The following is a 16,232-nucleotide window of genomic DNA, read 5'->3' on the forward strand; positions in this document are numbered from 1 at the left end:
ACTTTCGCGTTATAGGGACTCGCCAGGCTAAGTGTTAACCTTAAGGTCAGTATTAAGCTAAAGCGGATATTCCCCCCGCTAGACTCACGCCAAGGAAGCAGCCTGTCTATGTTACCCACTCTCTCGCCACTGATAGTGGTGTTCGGCATCATGATCACCGGCTTTATAGTACAGAAAGCCCGGCTACTGCCCGAGGGCAGCGACAATGTGCTCAACCAATATGTGTACTACATCGCCTTTCCCGCGATCATGATGATAGTGCTGGCCGAAACCCCAATTGAAGCGATCACTAACTGGGGCTTTATCGGCGGCTACAGTCTGGCGATGGCCGTTATCTATCTGATCACAGGCTTATTTTCCCTCTGGATGCAGCCCAAAGACAAACCCTTAGCCGCCATCCGCGCCCTCAACACTACCTTTGGCAACACCTCGTTTATCGGTATACCGCTGATGATGATGCTATTTCCCGGCGACCAACTGGCCCTGGCCGCCGCTGCGCTGGCCAGCCTATTGTCGGTTACGGTATTTGCCATTGTACTGGCCCAGCTGGCGCTGTTTCAGGGACAAACCGACAGTGCGCTGAAGACAGTGTTCTTCGCCCTAATCCAAAACCCCATCATATTGGGTAGCTTAGCGGGGGTTGCTTTATCGGCGGCCCACATAGAGCTGTATCGCCCCATCGCCGATATCATCAGGCAGTTTGGCATGACTTCTAGCCCCTGCGCTCTGTTTGCCATCGGCATGGTGCTGTGTAAAGCCAATCAAGGAAGCCGCAACGCAGCAGGAAGCCAGTCGCGCATTGTCGAACTGACTATGCTTAACCTAAGCAAACTCCTACTGCAGCCCCTGTTGGCCTATCTACTGCTCAGCACCCTTGGCATCTCAGGGCCACTACTACAGATGGGAGTGCTCTTGGCGGCGCTGCCCACCGCCGCCAGCGTCTATCTGCTGGCACACAGGTTTAACGTGGGCGCCACCAGTAGCGCACAAACCATCAGTCTGGGGATAGTCATTAGCTTTGTCACCATTCCCTTACTGCACCACTGGTTACTCTCTGGCGGTGAAAATCTATTTTAACGGGTAAAAAGCACACAGGTATTTACTGTATAAAAAATCAGTATATACTGTGCATGAATACAGTACTTTGTAAAAGGATGTCATCATGCTTTGTCAGCTCAGCATCAATAACTTTGCCATTGTCCGCTTTTTAGAACTCGACTTTAAGTCCGGAATGACCAGCATTACCGGTGAAACTGGCGCAGGTAAATCGATCGCCATCGATGCCTTAGGGCTTTGCCTGGGTAACCGCGCCGATGCCAACACGGTCAGACCGGGCGCCACCAAGGCAGAAGTCAGTGCTCGCTTCGCCCTCAACGATATCCCATTGGCCAGACGTTGGTTAGAAGACAATGATCTTGAGCTTGACGACGAATGCATACTGCGCCGCACCATTGGCAGCGATGGACGCTCACGCGCCTACATCAATGGTAATCCAGTGCCTCTTAATCAGATGCGCGCCTTAGGCCAGCTACTTATCGGCATCCACGGCCAACATGCTCATCACGCTATGTTAAAGAGTGAGCATCAACTTACCCTGCTCGACAGTTACGCCAACCATAAGATGCTGCTCGAAGCCTGCAGCGCCAGCTACCAGCGCTTTAAGCTGATCCAAAAGGAGCTGAGCCAACTGCAGCAGTCGCAACATGAGCGCATCGCCCGCAAACAACTACTGCAATATCAGGTTGAAGAGCTGGACGAATTCGCCCTGGGCGAAGAAGAGTTTGACGAAATAGAGGCCGAGCATAAGAAACTCGCCAACGGCACAGCGCTGATCCAGGCCTGTCAGCGCACCCTTTACCTCTTGCAGGATAGCGAAGAGGGCGCTATCGAATCTTTGCTCAACATGAGCCTAGATCAAGCCCAGGAGCTCGAAGGTTACGATCCTGAGCTTAAAGGGGTGGGTAACATGCTCAATGACGCCTTGATCCAGGTTCAGGAGAGCAGCAGCGAACTACAACGTTACTTAGATAGATTGGAGCTGGACCCAGATCATTTTGCCGCCCTGGAGCAGCGCCTATCGAAAATCATGATGCTGGCACGTAAGCACCATGTAAGCCCCAAAGATCTCTATCAGCACCATCAGGCACTGAGCCAGGAGCTGAGCGAACTGGACTCAGATGAAGAGAAACTCGATGAGATCGCTCAGCAGCTTGAAAGTTGCCGCGAGAGCTTTATCGCTCATGCCCAAAAACTCAGCCAGAGCCGCCAACGTTACGCCAAGGAGCTAGACAAGCAGGTAACCCGCTCGATTCACGAACTCAGCATGCCCAAGGGCAAGTTTGTCATCGACGTGCAGTTTAACCCCGAAATGATGTCGCCCAACGGCTGCGACACGGTGGAGTTTCAGGTAACCACTAACCCTGGGCAGCCGCTGCAGCCCATCGCCAAAGTGGCCTCGGGCGGCGAGTTGTCTCGTATCGGTCTGGGTATTCAGGTGATCACAGCCAAGAAGGTAGCGACGCCTACACTTATATTTGATGAGGTCGATGTGGGGATCTCAGGTCCTACCGCCGCCGTGGTCGGCAAGATGCTGCGCAGCTTGGGCGAATCGACTCAGGTGCTCTGTGTGACTCACCTGCCCCAAGTCGCTGGTAATGGTCACCAACATATGTTCGTCAACAAACAGAGCAAGGCCGGTCAAACCGAGACCTCTATGGTGCCACTGGACAAGCACCAACGTATCGAAGAGTTGGCTCGCCTGCTGGGCGGCGATGTCATCACCAACAACACCCTGGCCAATGCCAAAGAGTTACTACAGGGCTAAGCCAGTAAGATCAAAAAATTGGCCATCATTAGGCTAGTTAGCAAGCAAAGCGCGGCAATATTCTAGCCGTGCTTTTTTATTTGTGTCCGATAGCAGGTCTCGCCAACGCACAGCTATTTGCACAAAAAAAGCTGACTCTGATAGACTGAGTGCTCTACTGTCGATACGGCATCGAACACCACAAGGATTTGAAATGCGTCATTTTTTACATGCTTTGAAATGGATCTTATTCACCCTGCTACTCATTCCCGTCGGCGGCTATCTCATCTTACTCTTGGTCAATCTGCAAGATAGCGAGCCATCAGCGCAGGCGAGCGCCTATCTTGAGCAGGTAAACGCCGAAGAGGCCGCCTTGAGTCAGCATCTTGAACACAACCCTTATCTTTACGCCTTTGGCTTTGATGCGCCGAAAGATGATGACCCGATGGCTCTCGGGCTTAAACGCTATCAAGCGCTCAAACAGTTGGATGTGATGCAGCAGCCCGAAAAGGCCTTTCCCCATCCCTTTGAGCTGCCTAAGTCAACACTTCCGACTTGTCGCAGTCAAGAAGGTTATCTGAGCGAATGTATAAACTTACTCACCGAATCAAACGAACTACAACTCACTATTAAAGACTATGCCTGGTTGATTGAGCGTTACCGTACTCTAATCTCCCTTAGGCACTGGCAAGATGACACGCACTTTAATCTGTTTATCAATCCAATCCCCGGAGCCCGCCTTATAGCAGCGCAGCATCTATATATCCTCAATAGCTTTCTGAAAAACCGCCACAAACCTAGCATGTTTCTGGCGGATATAGATCAGGATATGCGATTCTGGCTGCAGGCATCTACACAAATAAACTTGCTCCACAACAAACTCATGGCCATCTCGATACTCCAACAAAACATGAAGCTGGGTGAAGCGCTCATCGAACAGATGAATAGAGAGAGCGAAGACTATTTGTTGCCCAGCCTTTGGCAACGGCCTATGCCCAAGGGCGTCTTATCCCTTGAACGCGTCAAGAGAGGTGAATGGCATTACTTTACCAAAATATCTAAGGCTGTCTCTGGCGTTGACGACAAGGCAGACATCACCACTCAAATAGTCGAGGCACTCCTGATGCCACTGATGCAGCCACAGGATACCGCCAACCGCTACGCGGATATCTTAATTGGCAAGACAAGCATCAAGCAGTGCCCCAATGAACTCTCGCTATCGACTCTAATTGGGTACGCTTACAATCCCATGGGGAAATTTATCCTCTGCTCCAGCGTGCCACCATTTGAGGGTTACCAGGCCCGCACTAATAACCTGGAATCACAGCGCCAGGAGCTTATTAGACGCTTAACCGCTAACCCTGCCAATTCAGCTGAGATGGAAACTGAGGTTAGTGAAGACGCTAGGCAGAACTCGCCAGAAGAATAAGCCTTCTGATTCGATCTTCGTCTTACTCTCATCCCCTGACATATATCAGGGGATCTTTAACGCATAAGTTTATTCCGGTATGCGATCGAAACCGGGCACAGCTAATAGATCCTGACCCCAGGTTGCTCGCTCGGCCATAAAAAGCTTTGCTGTCGGCGCAATAGGCACCTCGACATCCAGACAACCAGCTGGGACCACAATCAGATTTAACGCCTCCAGCCGGTAAGGCATAGGCGAGCCACACACCTTACAGAAACAACGGCTATGCCGACTGTTCGCCAGTTGAAAATGTTGAACTAACGCCTCCCCTCGCCGCCAGCTGAGGGCTAAATGATTGGAAAACAGATTGGCTCCATGAAGCGAGCCTGTGCCCTTCTGACAGCGGCTACAGTGACACAAATAAAATGCATCGAAACGACCCACTAAGGCAAAGGCCACGCCGCCACAAAGGCAACTGCCACTGAACTCAAAGTCCGACTTGTTTTGATTAGGGCTCTCATCATCCATAACCTGTCTCCTCTTGCCTGACAGCAACTAAAACTGAGCATATATTTATGCCCCACAACAAATCAAATTTTCCCTGCTGTGCTAAAAAACAAAAATCCCGATTGTCTTGACACTCTGGTCTTCGACACTCGGGATTTAATTTGAACTTAATTTGAACTCAATGACAATTGGGCAAGCCAATCTCTATGCAACCAGATAGACAATCCCCTGCAAGCACAAAAACGCAAACACCCCAGCAAGCACATCGTCTATCATAATGCCGATACCCCCATGGACCTTGGCATCCAATACCTTGATAGGCCAAGGCTTGAGGATATCGAAGAAGCGAAATAGCACAAAACCAACCGCCAACCAGGTCCAGCCTGCTGGCGCGGCGATGAGGGTGATAAGCAGCCCTGCCACCTCATCCCAGACAATAGCGCCGTGATCATGCACTCCCATATCTTTAGACGCCCTTTCACAGATGTAGAAACCGGCGAGTACGCTAAGCAGGGTCAGTCCCAGATACCAACTGAGCGGCAGTCCTACCATCAAGAAGTAGAGGGGGAAAGCCGCCAAGGTACCAAAGGTCCCTGGCGCCTTGGCCGCAAGACCTGAGCCAAATCCCAGTGCCAAAAAATGAATAGGATTTGCTAACGAAAGTTTTTTAAGAACCGGATCGGTTGACCATAACTGCATGCTTAAAAGTGCTCAAAACCAAAATTTGTCGGTGCGTAAGGCTCGCCATCTTTGATAAGGCGCAGCTTATCACCTGTAGCTATCTGGCCAACTTGGCTAAAGCTCACGCCAGCGTGAGCCAGCGCCGTTTCCAATGCGCCGCGCTGGGCCTCGGGAACGGTAAACAGTAGCTCGTAGTCTTCACCACCGGTCAGGGCATAACCCAATGCTTCGGCCTCATCGAGAGACTCGCGCATCTGGGCAGATAAAGGCAAACGATTCACATCCACCACGGCGCCCACCGCCGAACGCTTAAGAATATGACCTATGTCTGAAACAAAGCCATCTGACAGGTCGATGGCGCTTGAGGCCAAGCCCCGTAGCGACTGCCCCGCCAATACCCTAGGGGTGGGGAAATAGTGACGCTGAATAAAGTGCTCCCGCGCCGCGCCCGAAATGGCCAGCTTATTGCCTAAAATAGCCAGTCCGACGGCCGAATCACCCAGCGAACCGGTAACATAGATCCAATCACCATTCTTGGCACCGCCTCGGGTTAATGCCTTGCCCTCTGGCACCTGACCATTAATCGTGATAGTGATCGACTTAGGACCGCGCGTGGTATCACCACCCACTAACGCAACGCCATAATACTCCGCCGCCTCATTAAGCCCCTGGCTAAACTCCTCGAGCCAGCTCTCATCTACCTCGGGCAAGGTAAGCGCGAGCGTCATCCAGGCGGGCTCAGCCCCCATAGAAGCTAAGTCTGACAGGTTAACCGCCAGCGCCTTATAACCCAATGCCTTGGCAGGCATGTCTGCATAAAAGTGCACATTTTCAACCAAGGTATCACAAGAGATGGCTATCGCCTTGTTCTCGGCAGGCTGGACGAGGGCGCAGTCATCACCAATACCAAGATGAACGTCCCGGCGGGTCTGACCAAGGTTGGCAAAGAAATGATCTATTAGTTTAAACTCTTTCACAGTCTTAAGAACCATAGTAAGGGTTAATCAGCTAGCACACTTTTTGACGAGGGAGGTGTCGAGGCTAAACCTGTACATAAAAAACGGCATCCTGGGACGCCGTTTACTGTATCACTTTTTAGCGACTATCTTGTCGAGAATGCCGTTAACGAACTTGTGACCATCTTCAGCCCCGAAGGCCTTAGCTAGTTCAATCGCCTCGTTAATCGCCACCTTGTAAGGTACATCCTTACGGAAAGTCAGCTCATAGGCAGCAATGCGCAGCACTGCTTTCTCGATAGGCGAAACCTCATCGAATGGGCGCTCGAGGTGAGGGATAATCAACTCATCCAACTGAGCCGATTTAGTCGTGGTGCCTGATAGCAATTCACGGAAATAGCTAACGTCGACACCATCGATCTTCTGCTCGGTGAGAAATTCATGCTCCACATCGGCAACATTATTACCGCTTAGCTGCCATGAATAGATAGCTTGTACCGCTAAACGACGGGCTTTACGGCGCTCTGAAGGTTTCATTTTGGTTCCTAATCTTACAACTGCTGTTCTAGTTCTTGCAGAACATTGACCATCTCTAACAGACCAAGTGCCGCTTCGCCGCCCTTGTTACCTGCTTTAGTACCAGAACGCTCGATAGCTTGTTCAATGGTATCTGTGGTCAAAACACCGAATGACACAGGAAGATCGAACTCAAGCGCTACCTGAGCCAATCCCTTGTTACATTCGCCTGCAACAAAATCAAAGTGTGGCGTGCCACCACGGATCACGGCGCCCAGCGCTATGATGCCGTCAAATTTACCGCTTGCTGCAACACGACGTGCCGCAAGTGGCAGCTCTACGGCACCAGGTACACGAACAACAGTAATGTTGTCATCGGCAACCTGACCGAAGCGCTTCAATGTATCCACCGCGCCTTCTAGCAGACTCTCAACCACGAAGCTGTTAAAACGTGATACCACGATTGCCACTTTGGCATTTTTCGACTCGATATTACCTTGAACTACGTTCATTTATCTTACCTAAATTAGCTTAACAAACCCGGCACGGGAAAAAAGAGGCGGTATAATACCACAGCCTACGGCGTTGATCCCCATGCAATTTATATCAAATAGGTGAAATCCTATCCGAGTGAATTATTCTGCAATATATTCAGTAACTTCTAAACCGAAGCCCGATAGTGAATGATAACGCTTAGGCGAGCTGAGCAGACGCATACTGGTGACACCAACATCGGCCAGGATCTGCGATCCCACACCCACTTGGCGTGAAGTGCCCTGCCACTGAGCTGGCGCTGCCGCCTCGCCCTTATCTTCAGCTTCAAAGGCTTTTACCTTAGCAACCAACTCTTCGTTACTCTGCTGATGACCAAGTACTACTAGCACGCCGCCTTCTTCGGCAATACGCGCCATGGCTTTTTCCAGCGGCCAGCTGCGCTTCTCATCACGCTCTGAATGCAACAAATCATTAAAAGTGTTTTGCAGATGCACACGCACCAAGGCATTAGGCTGTACTTCGCCCTTCACCAACACATAGTGCAACTGGTTATCTATGGTGTCGCGGTAAGTGATCATATCAAACTCACCGAAACGAGTCGGTAGCTTGCACTTGGCCTCACGCACCACTGTGGTTTCTTTGGTGTTACGGTATTCAATCAGGTCCGCAATGGTGCCTATCTTAAGGCCATGCTTCTCGGCAAACACCTCAAGATCTGGGCGACGGGCCATGGTGCCATCTTCATTAAGGATCTCAACGATCACGGCCGACGGCTCATGACCAGCCAAACGAGCCAGGTCGCAACCGGCCTCGGTATGACCAGCGCGGATCAGTACTCCGCCCTCTTGGGCCATCAGTGGGAAAATATGCCCTGGCTGCACGATATCAGATGGCTTAGCATCACGGGCGACCGCCGCCTGAACGGTGACGGCTCTGTCATGGGCAGAGATACCCGTGGTCACACCTTCAGCCGCCTCGATAGACACGGTGAAGTTAGTGGAGAACTGAGCATTGTTGTTAGTTACCATCAGCGGCAGGTTAAGCTGCTCGCAGCGGGCCTTGGTCATGGTCTGACAGATGAGGCCGCGGCCATAGGTGGCCATAAAATTGATCGCCTCGGGCGTCACCAGGTTGGCGGCCATGATCAAATCGCCTTCGTTCTCTCTATCTTCGTCATCCATCAAGATAACCATCTTACCCAGACGGATATCTTCGATAATCGCTTCTATACTGTGTAGTGCCATTGTTAGACCTTGAATTGTTAGACCTTGAAATATTTTTATAGTAGGAGTTATTTAATCTGCTATTGGCTGGGATTGCCAGCGTCTATCTTAAAAAGCCGGAGCGAGCTAACAGATCCATAGTGACTGCTGAGCTTTTGGCTGGATTTTCCTCTGCCGACTGAAAACTTAGTAAGCGCTCCAAATGCCGGGCGATCAGATCCACCTCGATATTGACCCTGTCACCCGCCTTAAGATCGATGAGTGTCGTTTCGCTGGCGGTATGGGGCACTATGGTCAAACGAAAACGCTCACCATCAACCTCGTTTACTGTCAGGCTGACGCCATCTATGGTGATAGAACCTTTATGGGCGATATAGCGCGCCAATCCCTTAGGCGGGGTCAACCAGAATTCGATCGCCTTGCCGCGATACTGTCTGTCATCCACGTTGGCCACACCATCGACATGACCACTCACCATATGGCCACCAAGACGCGTTGTGGGGGTAACCGCCTTTTCCAGATTAACCTTTTGTCCCACCTGATAGTGAGCAAAGCCGGTAAGCGCAACGGTTTCGGCAGAAATATCCGCCACATAGCCATCGGCCATCTGCTCAACCACGGTCAGACACACGCCGTTGGTCGCTATGCTGTCGCCCAGCTTAACGTCACTTAAGTCCAGCTTGCCGCTAGCCACCGTCAGGCGAATATCATCGCCGCGACGTTCAATTTTTCTCAGGCTGCCTACAGCCTCAATTATCCCAGTAAACATGACTAACTACTCTTATCGCTAGGTAAATGATTGTGACTCAATTGAAAGGTAAAACGTCTATCGGCTCCAACGCGCCTTTCATCGCAAAGCTTTAGGGCAGGCAACTGCGCCATCTCAGTATAGTCTGGCAATGCCAATAGATTTCGCCCATGGCCACCTAAGATTTTCGGTGCCTGATACAACACCAACTCATCGGCAAGCCCTTGTGCCATAAAGGCGCCGGCCAGGGTCGCCCCGGCCTCGACCATCACACTGTTGACCTGAGTGCCCAGATGTTCAAGCAGCGCCTTTAACGGCACCTGTCCATTATCGCTCGGCAGTTGCAACTGACTCACCTGCTCAGGCCAGGCGCTCACCACGGCGTCAGGATAGGGCTGGCAGCTCACCAGTAGCACGGGCGAATCTGTGTCAAACAGCTTAGGCTTAGCCCCGAGGCGCGCGCGAGAATCGAGCACGACTCTCAGTGGCTGACGAATGTCGGCATCGGTTAGTTGCTCACCCAAGCCGCCCAGCTCCTGATGGCGAACATTAAGACTTGGGTCATCGGCCAGTACCGTCTCTATGCCGGTCACGACGGCATCAAAACGGGCGCGCATACGCTGCACATCACGGCGCGCCTCTGAACCTGTTATCCATTTAGAGACGCCGTTAGAGAGCGCCGTCTTGCCATCGAGACTCGCCGCCAGCTTGATGCTGACCCAAGGGAGGCCGGTACGCATACGTTTCATGAAACCTGGGTTGAGGGCGGCGGCATCTTCTTGTTGCAAGCCAACCTCGACCTGAATGCCAGCCTCTTCAAGCATCTTGATGCCACGGCCAGAAACTTGGGGGTTGGGATCGGTTACCGCCACCACGACGCGGGCCACTTGAGCCTTTATCAGCGCCTCGGCGCAGGGCGGTGTTCGCCCATAATGGCTGCAAGGCTCTAGGGTCACATAGGCGGTGGCACCTTTAGCTTTTTCACCTGCCATGCGCAGGGCATGCACCTCGGCGTGGGGACCACCAGCGGCGATATGAAAACCTTCACCCACCAGGGTTTCCCCTTGTACGATCACACAGCCGACATTGGGATTGGGGCTTGTGGTGTATTGCCCCTTGCGGGCCAATTGGATGGCGCGCGCCATCATCTGGGAATCAAATTTGGACCAAGCCATGTGTCGCTCGCCATCTCGTCAGAAAAAGGGGGAAGCCCCAGATACGCATTTGTCCTACTTGGCCGGTTTGGCCTTATCGTTTTGCAACTTGGCAATCGCCTCGCCAAATTCGGACACATCTTCGAAAGCGCGGTATACAGAGGCAAAGCGGATATAAGCCACCTTATCGAGATTCACCAGATGATCCATCATCAGGTTACCTATCATCTTAGAGGTCACCTCACGCTCGCCTGTGGCTCTCAGGGTCGATTTAATCTTGCTCAGCGCCTGCTCTATCTCATCCATGGACACTGGGCGCTTCTCTACCGCCCTCAGCATACCTCCGCGTAACTTATCTTCATCGAAGGGTTGGCGACTACCGTCTTGTTTAATCACTCTGGGCATCACCAGTTCGGCGCCTTCGAAGGTGGTAAATCTTTCATGGCAAAGCAGACACTCGCGGCGACGACGTACTTGATGACCATCGGCCACCAGACGAGAATCGATCACCTTAGTGTCGGTTGCGCTGCAAAACGGACAATGCATTGAGCCTCCAGCAAATGCTAATCAGTATCTCAGAGAGTTTTCCCTTGCAATAGATACAAAAATGGCCGCTACTAATATTAACATCAGTAGCGGCCATCGAAGTTTACCCGATTTAACCCTTAAGGTTAACCGTAAACAGGGTACTTAGCGCACAATTCAAGCACCTGGTTCTTCACGCGCTCGATAGTGGCTTCATTGCTGATGTCATCGAGAATGTCACAGATCCAGTTAGTCAGCTCAACCGCTTCAGCTTCTTTGAAGCCGCGACGAGTGATGGCTGGAGAACCGATACGCAGACCTGAAGTCACGAAAGGTGAGCGTGGGTCATTAGGTACTGAGTTCTTGTTTACCGTGATGTTGGCACGGCCCAGCGCCGCATCAGCATCTTTACCTGTGATATCTTTAGCGATCAGATCCAGCAGGAACAAGTGGTTTTCTGTGCCGCCAGATACTACATCGAAACCACGCTCGATGAAGGTATTAGCCATCGCCTTAGCGTTCACAACGACTTGCTGTTGATATTCCTTGAACTCAGGAGACAGCGCTTCTTTAAAGGCTACCGCCTTACCGGCGATAACGTGCATCAATGGACCACCCTGACCACCAGGGAATACCGCAGAGTTCAGCTTCTTGTACAGGTCTTCGTCATTCGCCGCAGACAAAATGATACCGCCGCGAGGACCGGCTAGGGTCTTATGGGTAGTAGAAGTTACCACGTGTGCATGTGGCACAGGGTTTGGATAAACACCGGCGGCGATCAGGCCAGCAACGTGTGCCATATCGACAAACAGGTAAGCACCAATCTTGTCGGCGATTTCACGCATACGTGCCCAATCGACGATGCCAGAATAGGCAGAGAAACCACCAATCATCATCTTAGGCTTGTGCTCAAGGGCCAGACGCTCCATCTCGTCGTAGTCTATCTTGCCAGACTCGTCGATACCGTAAGGAACAATGTTGTATAGCTTACCAGAGAAGTTAACCGGAGAGCCGTGAGTCAGGTGACCGCCGTGAGCCAGGTTCATACCCAGTACGGTATCGCCTGGTTGCAGTAGTGCCATGTAAACTGCGCTGTTGGCTTGTGAGCCGGAGTGAGGCTGAACGTTGGCGTATGTCGCGCCAAACAGTTCCTTGGCACGTTCGATGGCCAGGTTTTCAACGATGTCAACATGCTCACAACCGCCATAGTAACGCTTGCCAGGATAGCCTTCGGCGTACTTGTTGGTCAGCTGAGAACCTTGAGCCTCCATCACGCGAGGAGAAGTATAGTTCTCCGAAGCGATAAGCTCGATGTGCTCTTCTTGACGACGAGTCTCTTCCTGGATCGCTTGAAACAGTTGCGGATCAAAGTCAGCGATGTTCATCTCTTTTTTCAGCATTGGTCACTCCAGCTGTGAAAGTCTTATAAGGTAGGGTTGCGCGGTATTCTACAGTGCATTCGATCACAATCCCAGCATTTGCGACATGAAAATAGTTGCGATTAAGACTGAGAAATGCTCATCAAATTGGCCCTTAAGGCAAAATAACGCCACTGACGCCTTGTTTTGCAACAATTACTCTTTGATGCGGGATAAAAAGGCGCGATTACAGCCTTTTGTACGAAAACACTGTTTTGAAAACTTAACAACAAAGCTGGTCACTAACGGCCATTTCGTCTGCGTAATGGTCAACAAGTTGCAGCCAACAGCCTTGCTCGCGGCCATCGACCTCTCTTAAGCGATATGCGTATCTATGCAGCAGCTTGCTCAGCTGCAATGGTTTCATTCACCACGCAGTTTCAGGCCCAAGTTGTGGTGAATAGTCAACGCCAATTAAACGCGAACTCATTTCATTAATCGCCGTGTTATTACGTCCTGATGAACAAATGCGGCATTGAGGCTCGAAACAAAAGTTTGCCGCCATCGAATCAGGCACTAAAGCCGTCAAAAATCCGATTTAAGTTCAAACTCGATTGCAGTAGAATTGCCCCCATTGTTTCGTCAGTGAGTAAATTTTATGGCTCAGTTTGTATACAGCATGCTACGCGTGGGCAAGATAGTCCCGCCCAAGAAGCAGATCCTCAAAGATATTTCCTTAAGCTTTTTCCCCGGCGCTAAGATTGGTGTCTTGGGCCTCAACGGCTCGGGTAAATCCACCTTACTGCGCATCATGGCCGGTATCGATACCGAAATTGAGGGTGAAGCGCGTCCGATGCAAGATCTTAAGATAGGTTACCTGCCTCAGGAGCCTAAGCTAGATCCGAATCAAACCGTACGTGAAGCCATCGAAGAGGCCGTCAGCGAGGCCAAAAACGCCCTGACCCGTCTCGATGAAGTCTACGCCCTGTACGCCGAGCCTGATGCTGACTTCGATGCACTGGCCAAAGAGCAGGGAGAACTGGAAGCCATCATTCAGGCACAGGATGCCCATAACCTTGACAACATTCTTGAGCGCGCCGCCAACGCCCTGCGTCTGCCAGACTGGGACGAGAAGATTGAGGTACTCTCAGGGGGTGAACGTCGCCGTGTCGCCATCTGCCGTCTGCTGCTAGAAAAGCCAGACATGCTGCTACTGGACGAGCCGACCAACCACTTGGATGCAGAGTCTGTGGCCTGGCTTGAACGCTTCCTGCAGGAATACACAGGCACCGTTGTGGCCATTACCCACGATAGATACTTCCTCGACAACGCCGCAGGTTGGATCTTAGAACTCGACCGTGGTGAGGGTATCCCATGGGAAGGCAACTACTCTTCTTGGCTGGAACAGAAGGATGCGCGTCTGCAACAGGAATCAGCTGCCGAAAGCGCTCGTCAAAAGACAATTGCTAAGGAGCTTGAGTGGGTTCGCCAAGGTGCTAAGGGCCGTCAGTCTAAGGGCAAGGCCCGTATGGCGCGCTTCGAAGAGCTCAACACCAACGACTACCAGAAGCGTAACGAAACCAACGAGCTGTTTATTCCGCCAGGACCACGCTTGGGCGATAAGGTGATCGAGGTAAACAACCTCACTAAGTCATATGGCGATCGTGTGCTGATCGACAATCTGAGTTTCAGCGTTCCTAAGGGCGCTATCGTCGGCATTATCGGGGCTAACGGTGCCGGTAAATCGACCCTGTTCAAGATGATATCCGGTACAGAGCAACCCGATAGCGGTAGCATCGAGATAGGTGATTCGGTGCAGATCGCCTCTGTGGATCAGTTCCGCGACTCGATGAATGACAAGCACACAGTGTGGGAAGAGATCTCAGGCGGTCAGGATATCATGCGTATCAACAACACAGAGATCCCAAGCCGCGCCTATGTGGGTCGTTTCAACTTCCGCGGCGGCGATCAGCAGAAGATCATCGGCACCCTATCGGGTGGTGAGCGCAACCGTGTGCATCTGGCCAAACTGCTCCAGGCGGGCGGCAACGTGCTACTTCTCGATGAGCCAACCAACGATCTCGACGTCGAAACACTACGCGCCCTGGAAGAAGCCCTGCTGGAATTCCCAGGCTGTGCCATGGTGATCTCGCACGACCGTTGGTTCCTCGACAGAATCGCTACCCACATCCTGGATTACCGCGATGAGGGTCAGGTGAACTTCTACGAAGGTAACTACACCGAATACTCGACTTGGCTGAAAGAGACCCTGGGCACGGATGTGATTGAGCCGCACCGTCTTAAGTACAAGCGCATCAGCTAATTCGCAAAGTCTTACAAAAGTAAGCCAAGCGAATTAAGTCGAGCAAAAACCCAGACAAACGGAGGCAGAAGCCTCCGTTTTTTTATCGCATTTGACTAGATCTTCCCTCCCCCGACAGGCCATTCAAAACTCTCTGGCACCTAGGTAAAAGCGTGGTAGGATTGAACGCTTATCCGCCCACAAGATCAGAATAATAAAAGGATTTGTCTTGAAAAGATCACTCTGGCTAATGCCTGTAAACTCAGCGCTAAAGACTGCTATCTGGTGCCTGACCAGTTTGCTGCCCCTACAGACCGCATACGCCCAGACTCAAGTTGCGCAAGATACAAACGCAGTGACTCAAACGATTACTAATTCAAGCATTAGTGACGGCCCCTACCTATTTCTCAACCCCAAGGCCGAGATGGCCGATTGGATCTGTAAAGGCGAGCACAAGCAGACCCGCGTCAACCAAGGTAAATTACACCGCCCCGACCATTGTGGCCAGCTACCCGAGCCCGAGCTAAATCCACATGCCACTGAGATACTGGCCGACAGCTACCAAGGCGTCGATAAGATAGCGGCGCTCAGCGATGTTCATGGTCAATATGAGGTGCTCATTCAGCTGCTGCAACAACACAAAATCATAGATAAAAATAACGACTGGTCCTTTGGTAAGGGCCATATGGTGATGACAGGGGATATGTTCGACCGTGGCCCTCAGGTCAACGAAGTGCTCTGGCTGATGTATAAGCTCGACAAACAGGCCAAGGCCGCAGGTGGTCAACTGCACCTCTTGATGGGTAACCACGAGCAGATGGTGATGCGCGGCGATCTGCGCTATATCAACGAGAAATACCAAACAGCCAGCTCGCTGCTTAATCGCAGCTATGATGCTCTCTACGGCCAAGACAGCGAACTCGGCCAATGGCTGAGGAGTAAGCACACTATCGTGAAAATAAACGATACCCTGTTTCTACACGGTGGCATCAGCAAGGAGTGGGTCGACCGCGGGTTAACACTCGCCAGGGCCAATCGACTCTACCGGGACAACGTCGACAAATCTAAGCCTGAGTTGAAACAAGATGATCTGCTGAACTTTCTCTTCTTTGGCAATGGCCCCACCTGGTATCGCGGCTACTTTAAGCCAAATTTCGATACCCAGGAACTGGCCAGCATCCTAGACTACTTTAAGGTCAAACGGATTGTAGTGGGCCACACCTCACAAACACGCGTGCTTGGTCTGTTCGACAACCGGGTTATCGCCATCGACAGTAGCATCAAACTGGGGCAGTCCGGTGAGCTGCTGCTCATGGAAGAAGACACGCTCATTCGCGGTCACTATGACGGGACACAAACGCCGCTGTAAAAAAACTAGCATGCTTAAACTGACAAGCCGCTAACTATCGCCGCAGTCCTCGGGCTAAACGCCTAGCCTGAGGACGAGATGCTTTCCCACTAATGCTCCAGTGATCCAGTGAAACATGTACGCCAGAACGATAACCCTAAGCTATCCTTGTACTTTGTTGATTCGAACTAAAGCCCCTCCTGAAACG

General features: G+C 51.6%; 16 protein-coding genes. 5 read left to right on the plus strand and 11 right to left on the minus strand.

Annotated features, from left to right (window positions below; all coding sequences use genetic code 11):
* The first annotated feature begins 108 nt into the window (after positions 1-108).
* The 3 genes from NY07_RS06805 to NY07_RS06815 all read left to right on the plus strand — a co-directional run bounded on the left by NY07_RS06805 (position 109) and on the right by NY07_RS06815 (position 4,232).
* Positions 109-1,077, plus strand: a complete 969-nt coding sequence (locus tag NY07_RS06805; protein WP_033538585.1) for an AEC family transporter — start codon at positions 109-111, stop codon at positions 1,075-1,077.
* Positions 1,078-1,162: 85 nt separating this feature from the next.
* Positions 1,163-2,824: a DNA repair protein RecN gene (gene recN / locus NY07_RS06810; RefSeq protein WP_033538586.1), complete on the plus strand. Its 1,662-nt coding sequence runs from the start codon at positions 1,163-1,165 to the stop codon at positions 2,822-2,824.
* A gap of 193 nt (positions 2,825-3,017) precedes the next feature.
* Positions 3,018-4,232, plus strand: a complete 1,215-nt coding sequence (locus NY07_RS06815; protein WP_033538587.1) for a hypothetical protein — start codon at positions 3,018-3,020, stop codon at positions 4,230-4,232.
* Positions 4,233-4,301: 69 nt separating this feature from the next.
* Here NY07_RS06815 and NY07_RS06820 read toward each other — a convergent pair whose 3' ends face one another.
* The 11 genes from NY07_RS06820 to NY07_RS19525 form a co-directional block, all read right to left on the minus strand.
* Positions 4,302-4,739 carry a GFA family protein gene (locus NY07_RS06820; RefSeq protein ID WP_052125531.1) on the minus strand — a complete coding sequence of 146 codons (438 nt, stop codon included), beginning with the start codon at positions 4,737-4,739 and terminating at the stop codon, positions 4,302-4,304.
* 183 nt (positions 4,740-4,922) lie between these two features.
* Positions 4,923-5,417, minus strand: coding sequence for a phosphatidylglycerophosphatase A family protein (locus tag NY07_RS06825; RefSeq protein WP_033538588.1), 495 nt, complete (start codon positions 5,415-5,417; stop codon positions 4,923-4,925).
* A gap of 2 nt (positions 5,418-5,419) precedes the next feature.
* A complete protein-coding gene (gene thiL, locus NY07_RS06830; RefSeq protein WP_200884296.1) occupies positions 5,420-6,376 on the minus strand; it encodes a thiamine-phosphate kinase in 957 nt (318 codons plus the stop codon).
* 111 nt (positions 6,377-6,487) lie between these two features.
* Positions 6,488-6,892 carry a transcription antitermination factor NusB gene (nusB, locus tag NY07_RS06835; RefSeq protein WP_033538590.1) on the minus strand — a complete coding sequence of 135 codons (405 nt, stop codon included), beginning with the start codon at positions 6,890-6,892 and terminating at the stop codon, positions 6,488-6,490.
* Positions 6,893-6,906: 14 nt separating this feature from the next.
* A complete protein-coding gene (ribH, locus tag NY07_RS06840; RefSeq protein ID WP_033538591.1) occupies positions 6,907-7,383 on the minus strand; it encodes a 6,7-dimethyl-8-ribityllumazine synthase in 477 nt (158 codons plus the stop codon).
* Between the two features lie 123 nt (positions 7,384-7,506).
* On the minus strand, positions 7,507-8,610 hold the full coding sequence (gene ribBA, locus NY07_RS06845) for a bifunctional 3,4-dihydroxy-2-butanone-4-phosphate synthase/GTP cyclohydrolase II (RefSeq protein ID WP_033538592.1): 1,104 nt from the start codon (positions 8,608-8,610) through the stop codon (positions 7,507-7,509).
* An 82-nt stretch (positions 8,611-8,692) separates the two neighbouring features.
* Complete coding sequence (locus tag NY07_RS06850) at positions 8,693-9,358, minus strand: riboflavin synthase (RefSeq protein ID WP_033538593.1); 666 nt, start codon at positions 9,356-9,358, stop codon at positions 8,693-8,695.
* A 2-nt stretch (positions 9,359-9,360) separates the two neighbouring features.
* Positions 9,361-10,512, minus strand: coding sequence for a bifunctional diaminohydroxyphosphoribosylaminopyrimidine deaminase/5-amino-6-(5-phosphoribosylamino)uracil reductase RibD (gene ribD, locus NY07_RS06855; RefSeq protein ID WP_033538594.1), 1,152 nt, complete (start codon positions 10,510-10,512; stop codon positions 9,361-9,363).
* Positions 10,513-10,566: 54 nt separating this feature from the next.
* A complete protein-coding gene (gene nrdR, locus NY07_RS06860) occupies positions 10,567-11,037 on the minus strand; it encodes a transcriptional regulator NrdR (protein ID WP_033538595.1) in 471 nt (156 codons plus the stop codon).
* Positions 11,038-11,162: 125 nt separating this feature from the next.
* Positions 11,163-12,416, minus strand: a complete 1,254-nt coding sequence (gene glyA / locus NY07_RS06865; protein WP_033538596.1) for a serine hydroxymethyltransferase — start codon at positions 12,414-12,416, stop codon at positions 11,163-11,165.
* Positions 12,417-12,657: 241 nt separating this feature from the next.
* Positions 12,658-12,801 (minus strand): hypothetical protein, encoded by a 144-nt coding sequence (locus tag NY07_RS19525; RefSeq protein WP_161783155.1) that lies wholly within the window; start codon positions 12,799-12,801, stop codon positions 12,658-12,660.
* Positions 12,802-13,032: 231 nt separating this feature from the next.
* Between NY07_RS19525 and ettA the strand changes: the two genes are divergently transcribed.
* Both ettA and NY07_RS06875 read left to right on the plus strand, forming a co-directional pair.
* The gene (gene ettA, locus NY07_RS06870) at positions 13,033-14,697 is read left to right on the plus strand and encodes an energy-dependent translational throttle protein EttA (RefSeq protein WP_033538597.1); all 1,665 of its coding nucleotides are present in this window, start codon (positions 13,033-13,035) and stop codon (positions 14,695-14,697) included.
* 229 nt (positions 14,698-14,926) lie between these two features.
* Complete coding sequence (locus tag NY07_RS06875) at positions 14,927-16,045, plus strand: metallophosphoesterase (RefSeq protein WP_081953786.1); 1,119 nt, start codon at positions 14,927-14,929, stop codon at positions 16,043-16,045.
* The last annotated feature ends 187 nt before the right edge of the window (positions 16,046-16,232 follow it).

The organism is Shewanella sp. ECSMB14101 (genome assembly GCF_000773485.1).
In the GTDB taxonomy this organism is placed as follows: Bacteria; Pseudomonadota; Gammaproteobacteria; order Enterobacterales; family Shewanellaceae; genus Shewanella; species Shewanella marisflavi.

Coding starts and splice junctions, on each gene's coding strand:
- recN (WP_033538586.1), top strand. CDS start 1,163: ATGCTTTGTCAGCTCAGCATCAATAACTTTGCCATTGTCCGCTTTTTA.
- ribH (WP_033538591.1), bottom strand. CDS start 7,383: ATGAACGTAGTTCAAGGTAATATCGAGTCGAAAAATGCCAAAGTGGCA.
- NY07_RS06875 (WP_081953786.1), top strand. CDS start 14,927: ATGCCTGTAAACTCAGCGCTAAAGACTGCTATCTGGTGCCTGACCAGT.
- nrdR (WP_033538595.1), bottom strand. CDS start 11,037: ATGCATTGTCCGTTTTGCAGCGCAACCGACACTAAGGTGATCGATTCT.
- ribD (WP_033538594.1), bottom strand. CDS start 10,512: ATGGCTTGGTCCAAATTTGATTCCCAGATGATGGCGCGCGCCATCCAA.
- ribBA (WP_033538592.1), bottom strand. CDS start 8,610: ATGGCACTACACAGTATAGAAGCGATTATCGAAGATATCCGTCTGGGT.
- NY07_RS19525 (WP_161783155.1), bottom strand. CDS start 12,801: ATGAAACCATTGCAGCTGAGCAAGCTGCTGCATAGATACGCATATCGC.
- NY07_RS06820 (WP_052125531.1), bottom strand. CDS start 4,739: ATGGATGATGAGAGCCCTAATCAAAACAAGTCGGACTTTGAGTTCAGT.
- NY07_RS06850 (WP_033538593.1), bottom strand. CDS start 9,358: ATGTTTACTGGGATAATTGAGGCTGTAGGCAGCCTGAGAAAAATTGAA.
- glyA (WP_033538596.1), bottom strand. CDS start 12,416: ATGCTGAAAAAAGAGATGAACATCGCTGACTTTGATCCGCAACTGTTT.
- NY07_RS06825 (WP_033538588.1), bottom strand. CDS start 5,417: ATGCAGTTATGGTCAACCGATCCGGTTCTTAAAAAACTTTCGTTAGCA.
- NY07_RS06815 (WP_033538587.1), top strand. CDS start 3,018: ATGCGTCATTTTTTACATGCTTTGAAATGGATCTTATTCACCCTGCTA.
- ettA (WP_033538597.1), top strand. CDS start 13,033: ATGGCTCAGTTTGTATACAGCATGCTACGCGTGGGCAAGATAGTCCCG.
- nusB (WP_033538590.1), bottom strand. CDS start 6,892: ATGAAACCTTCAGAGCGCCGTAAAGCCCGTCGTTTAGCGGTACAAGCT.
- NY07_RS06805 (WP_033538585.1), top strand. CDS start 109: ATGTTACCCACTCTCTCGCCACTGATAGTGGTGTTCGGCATCATGATC.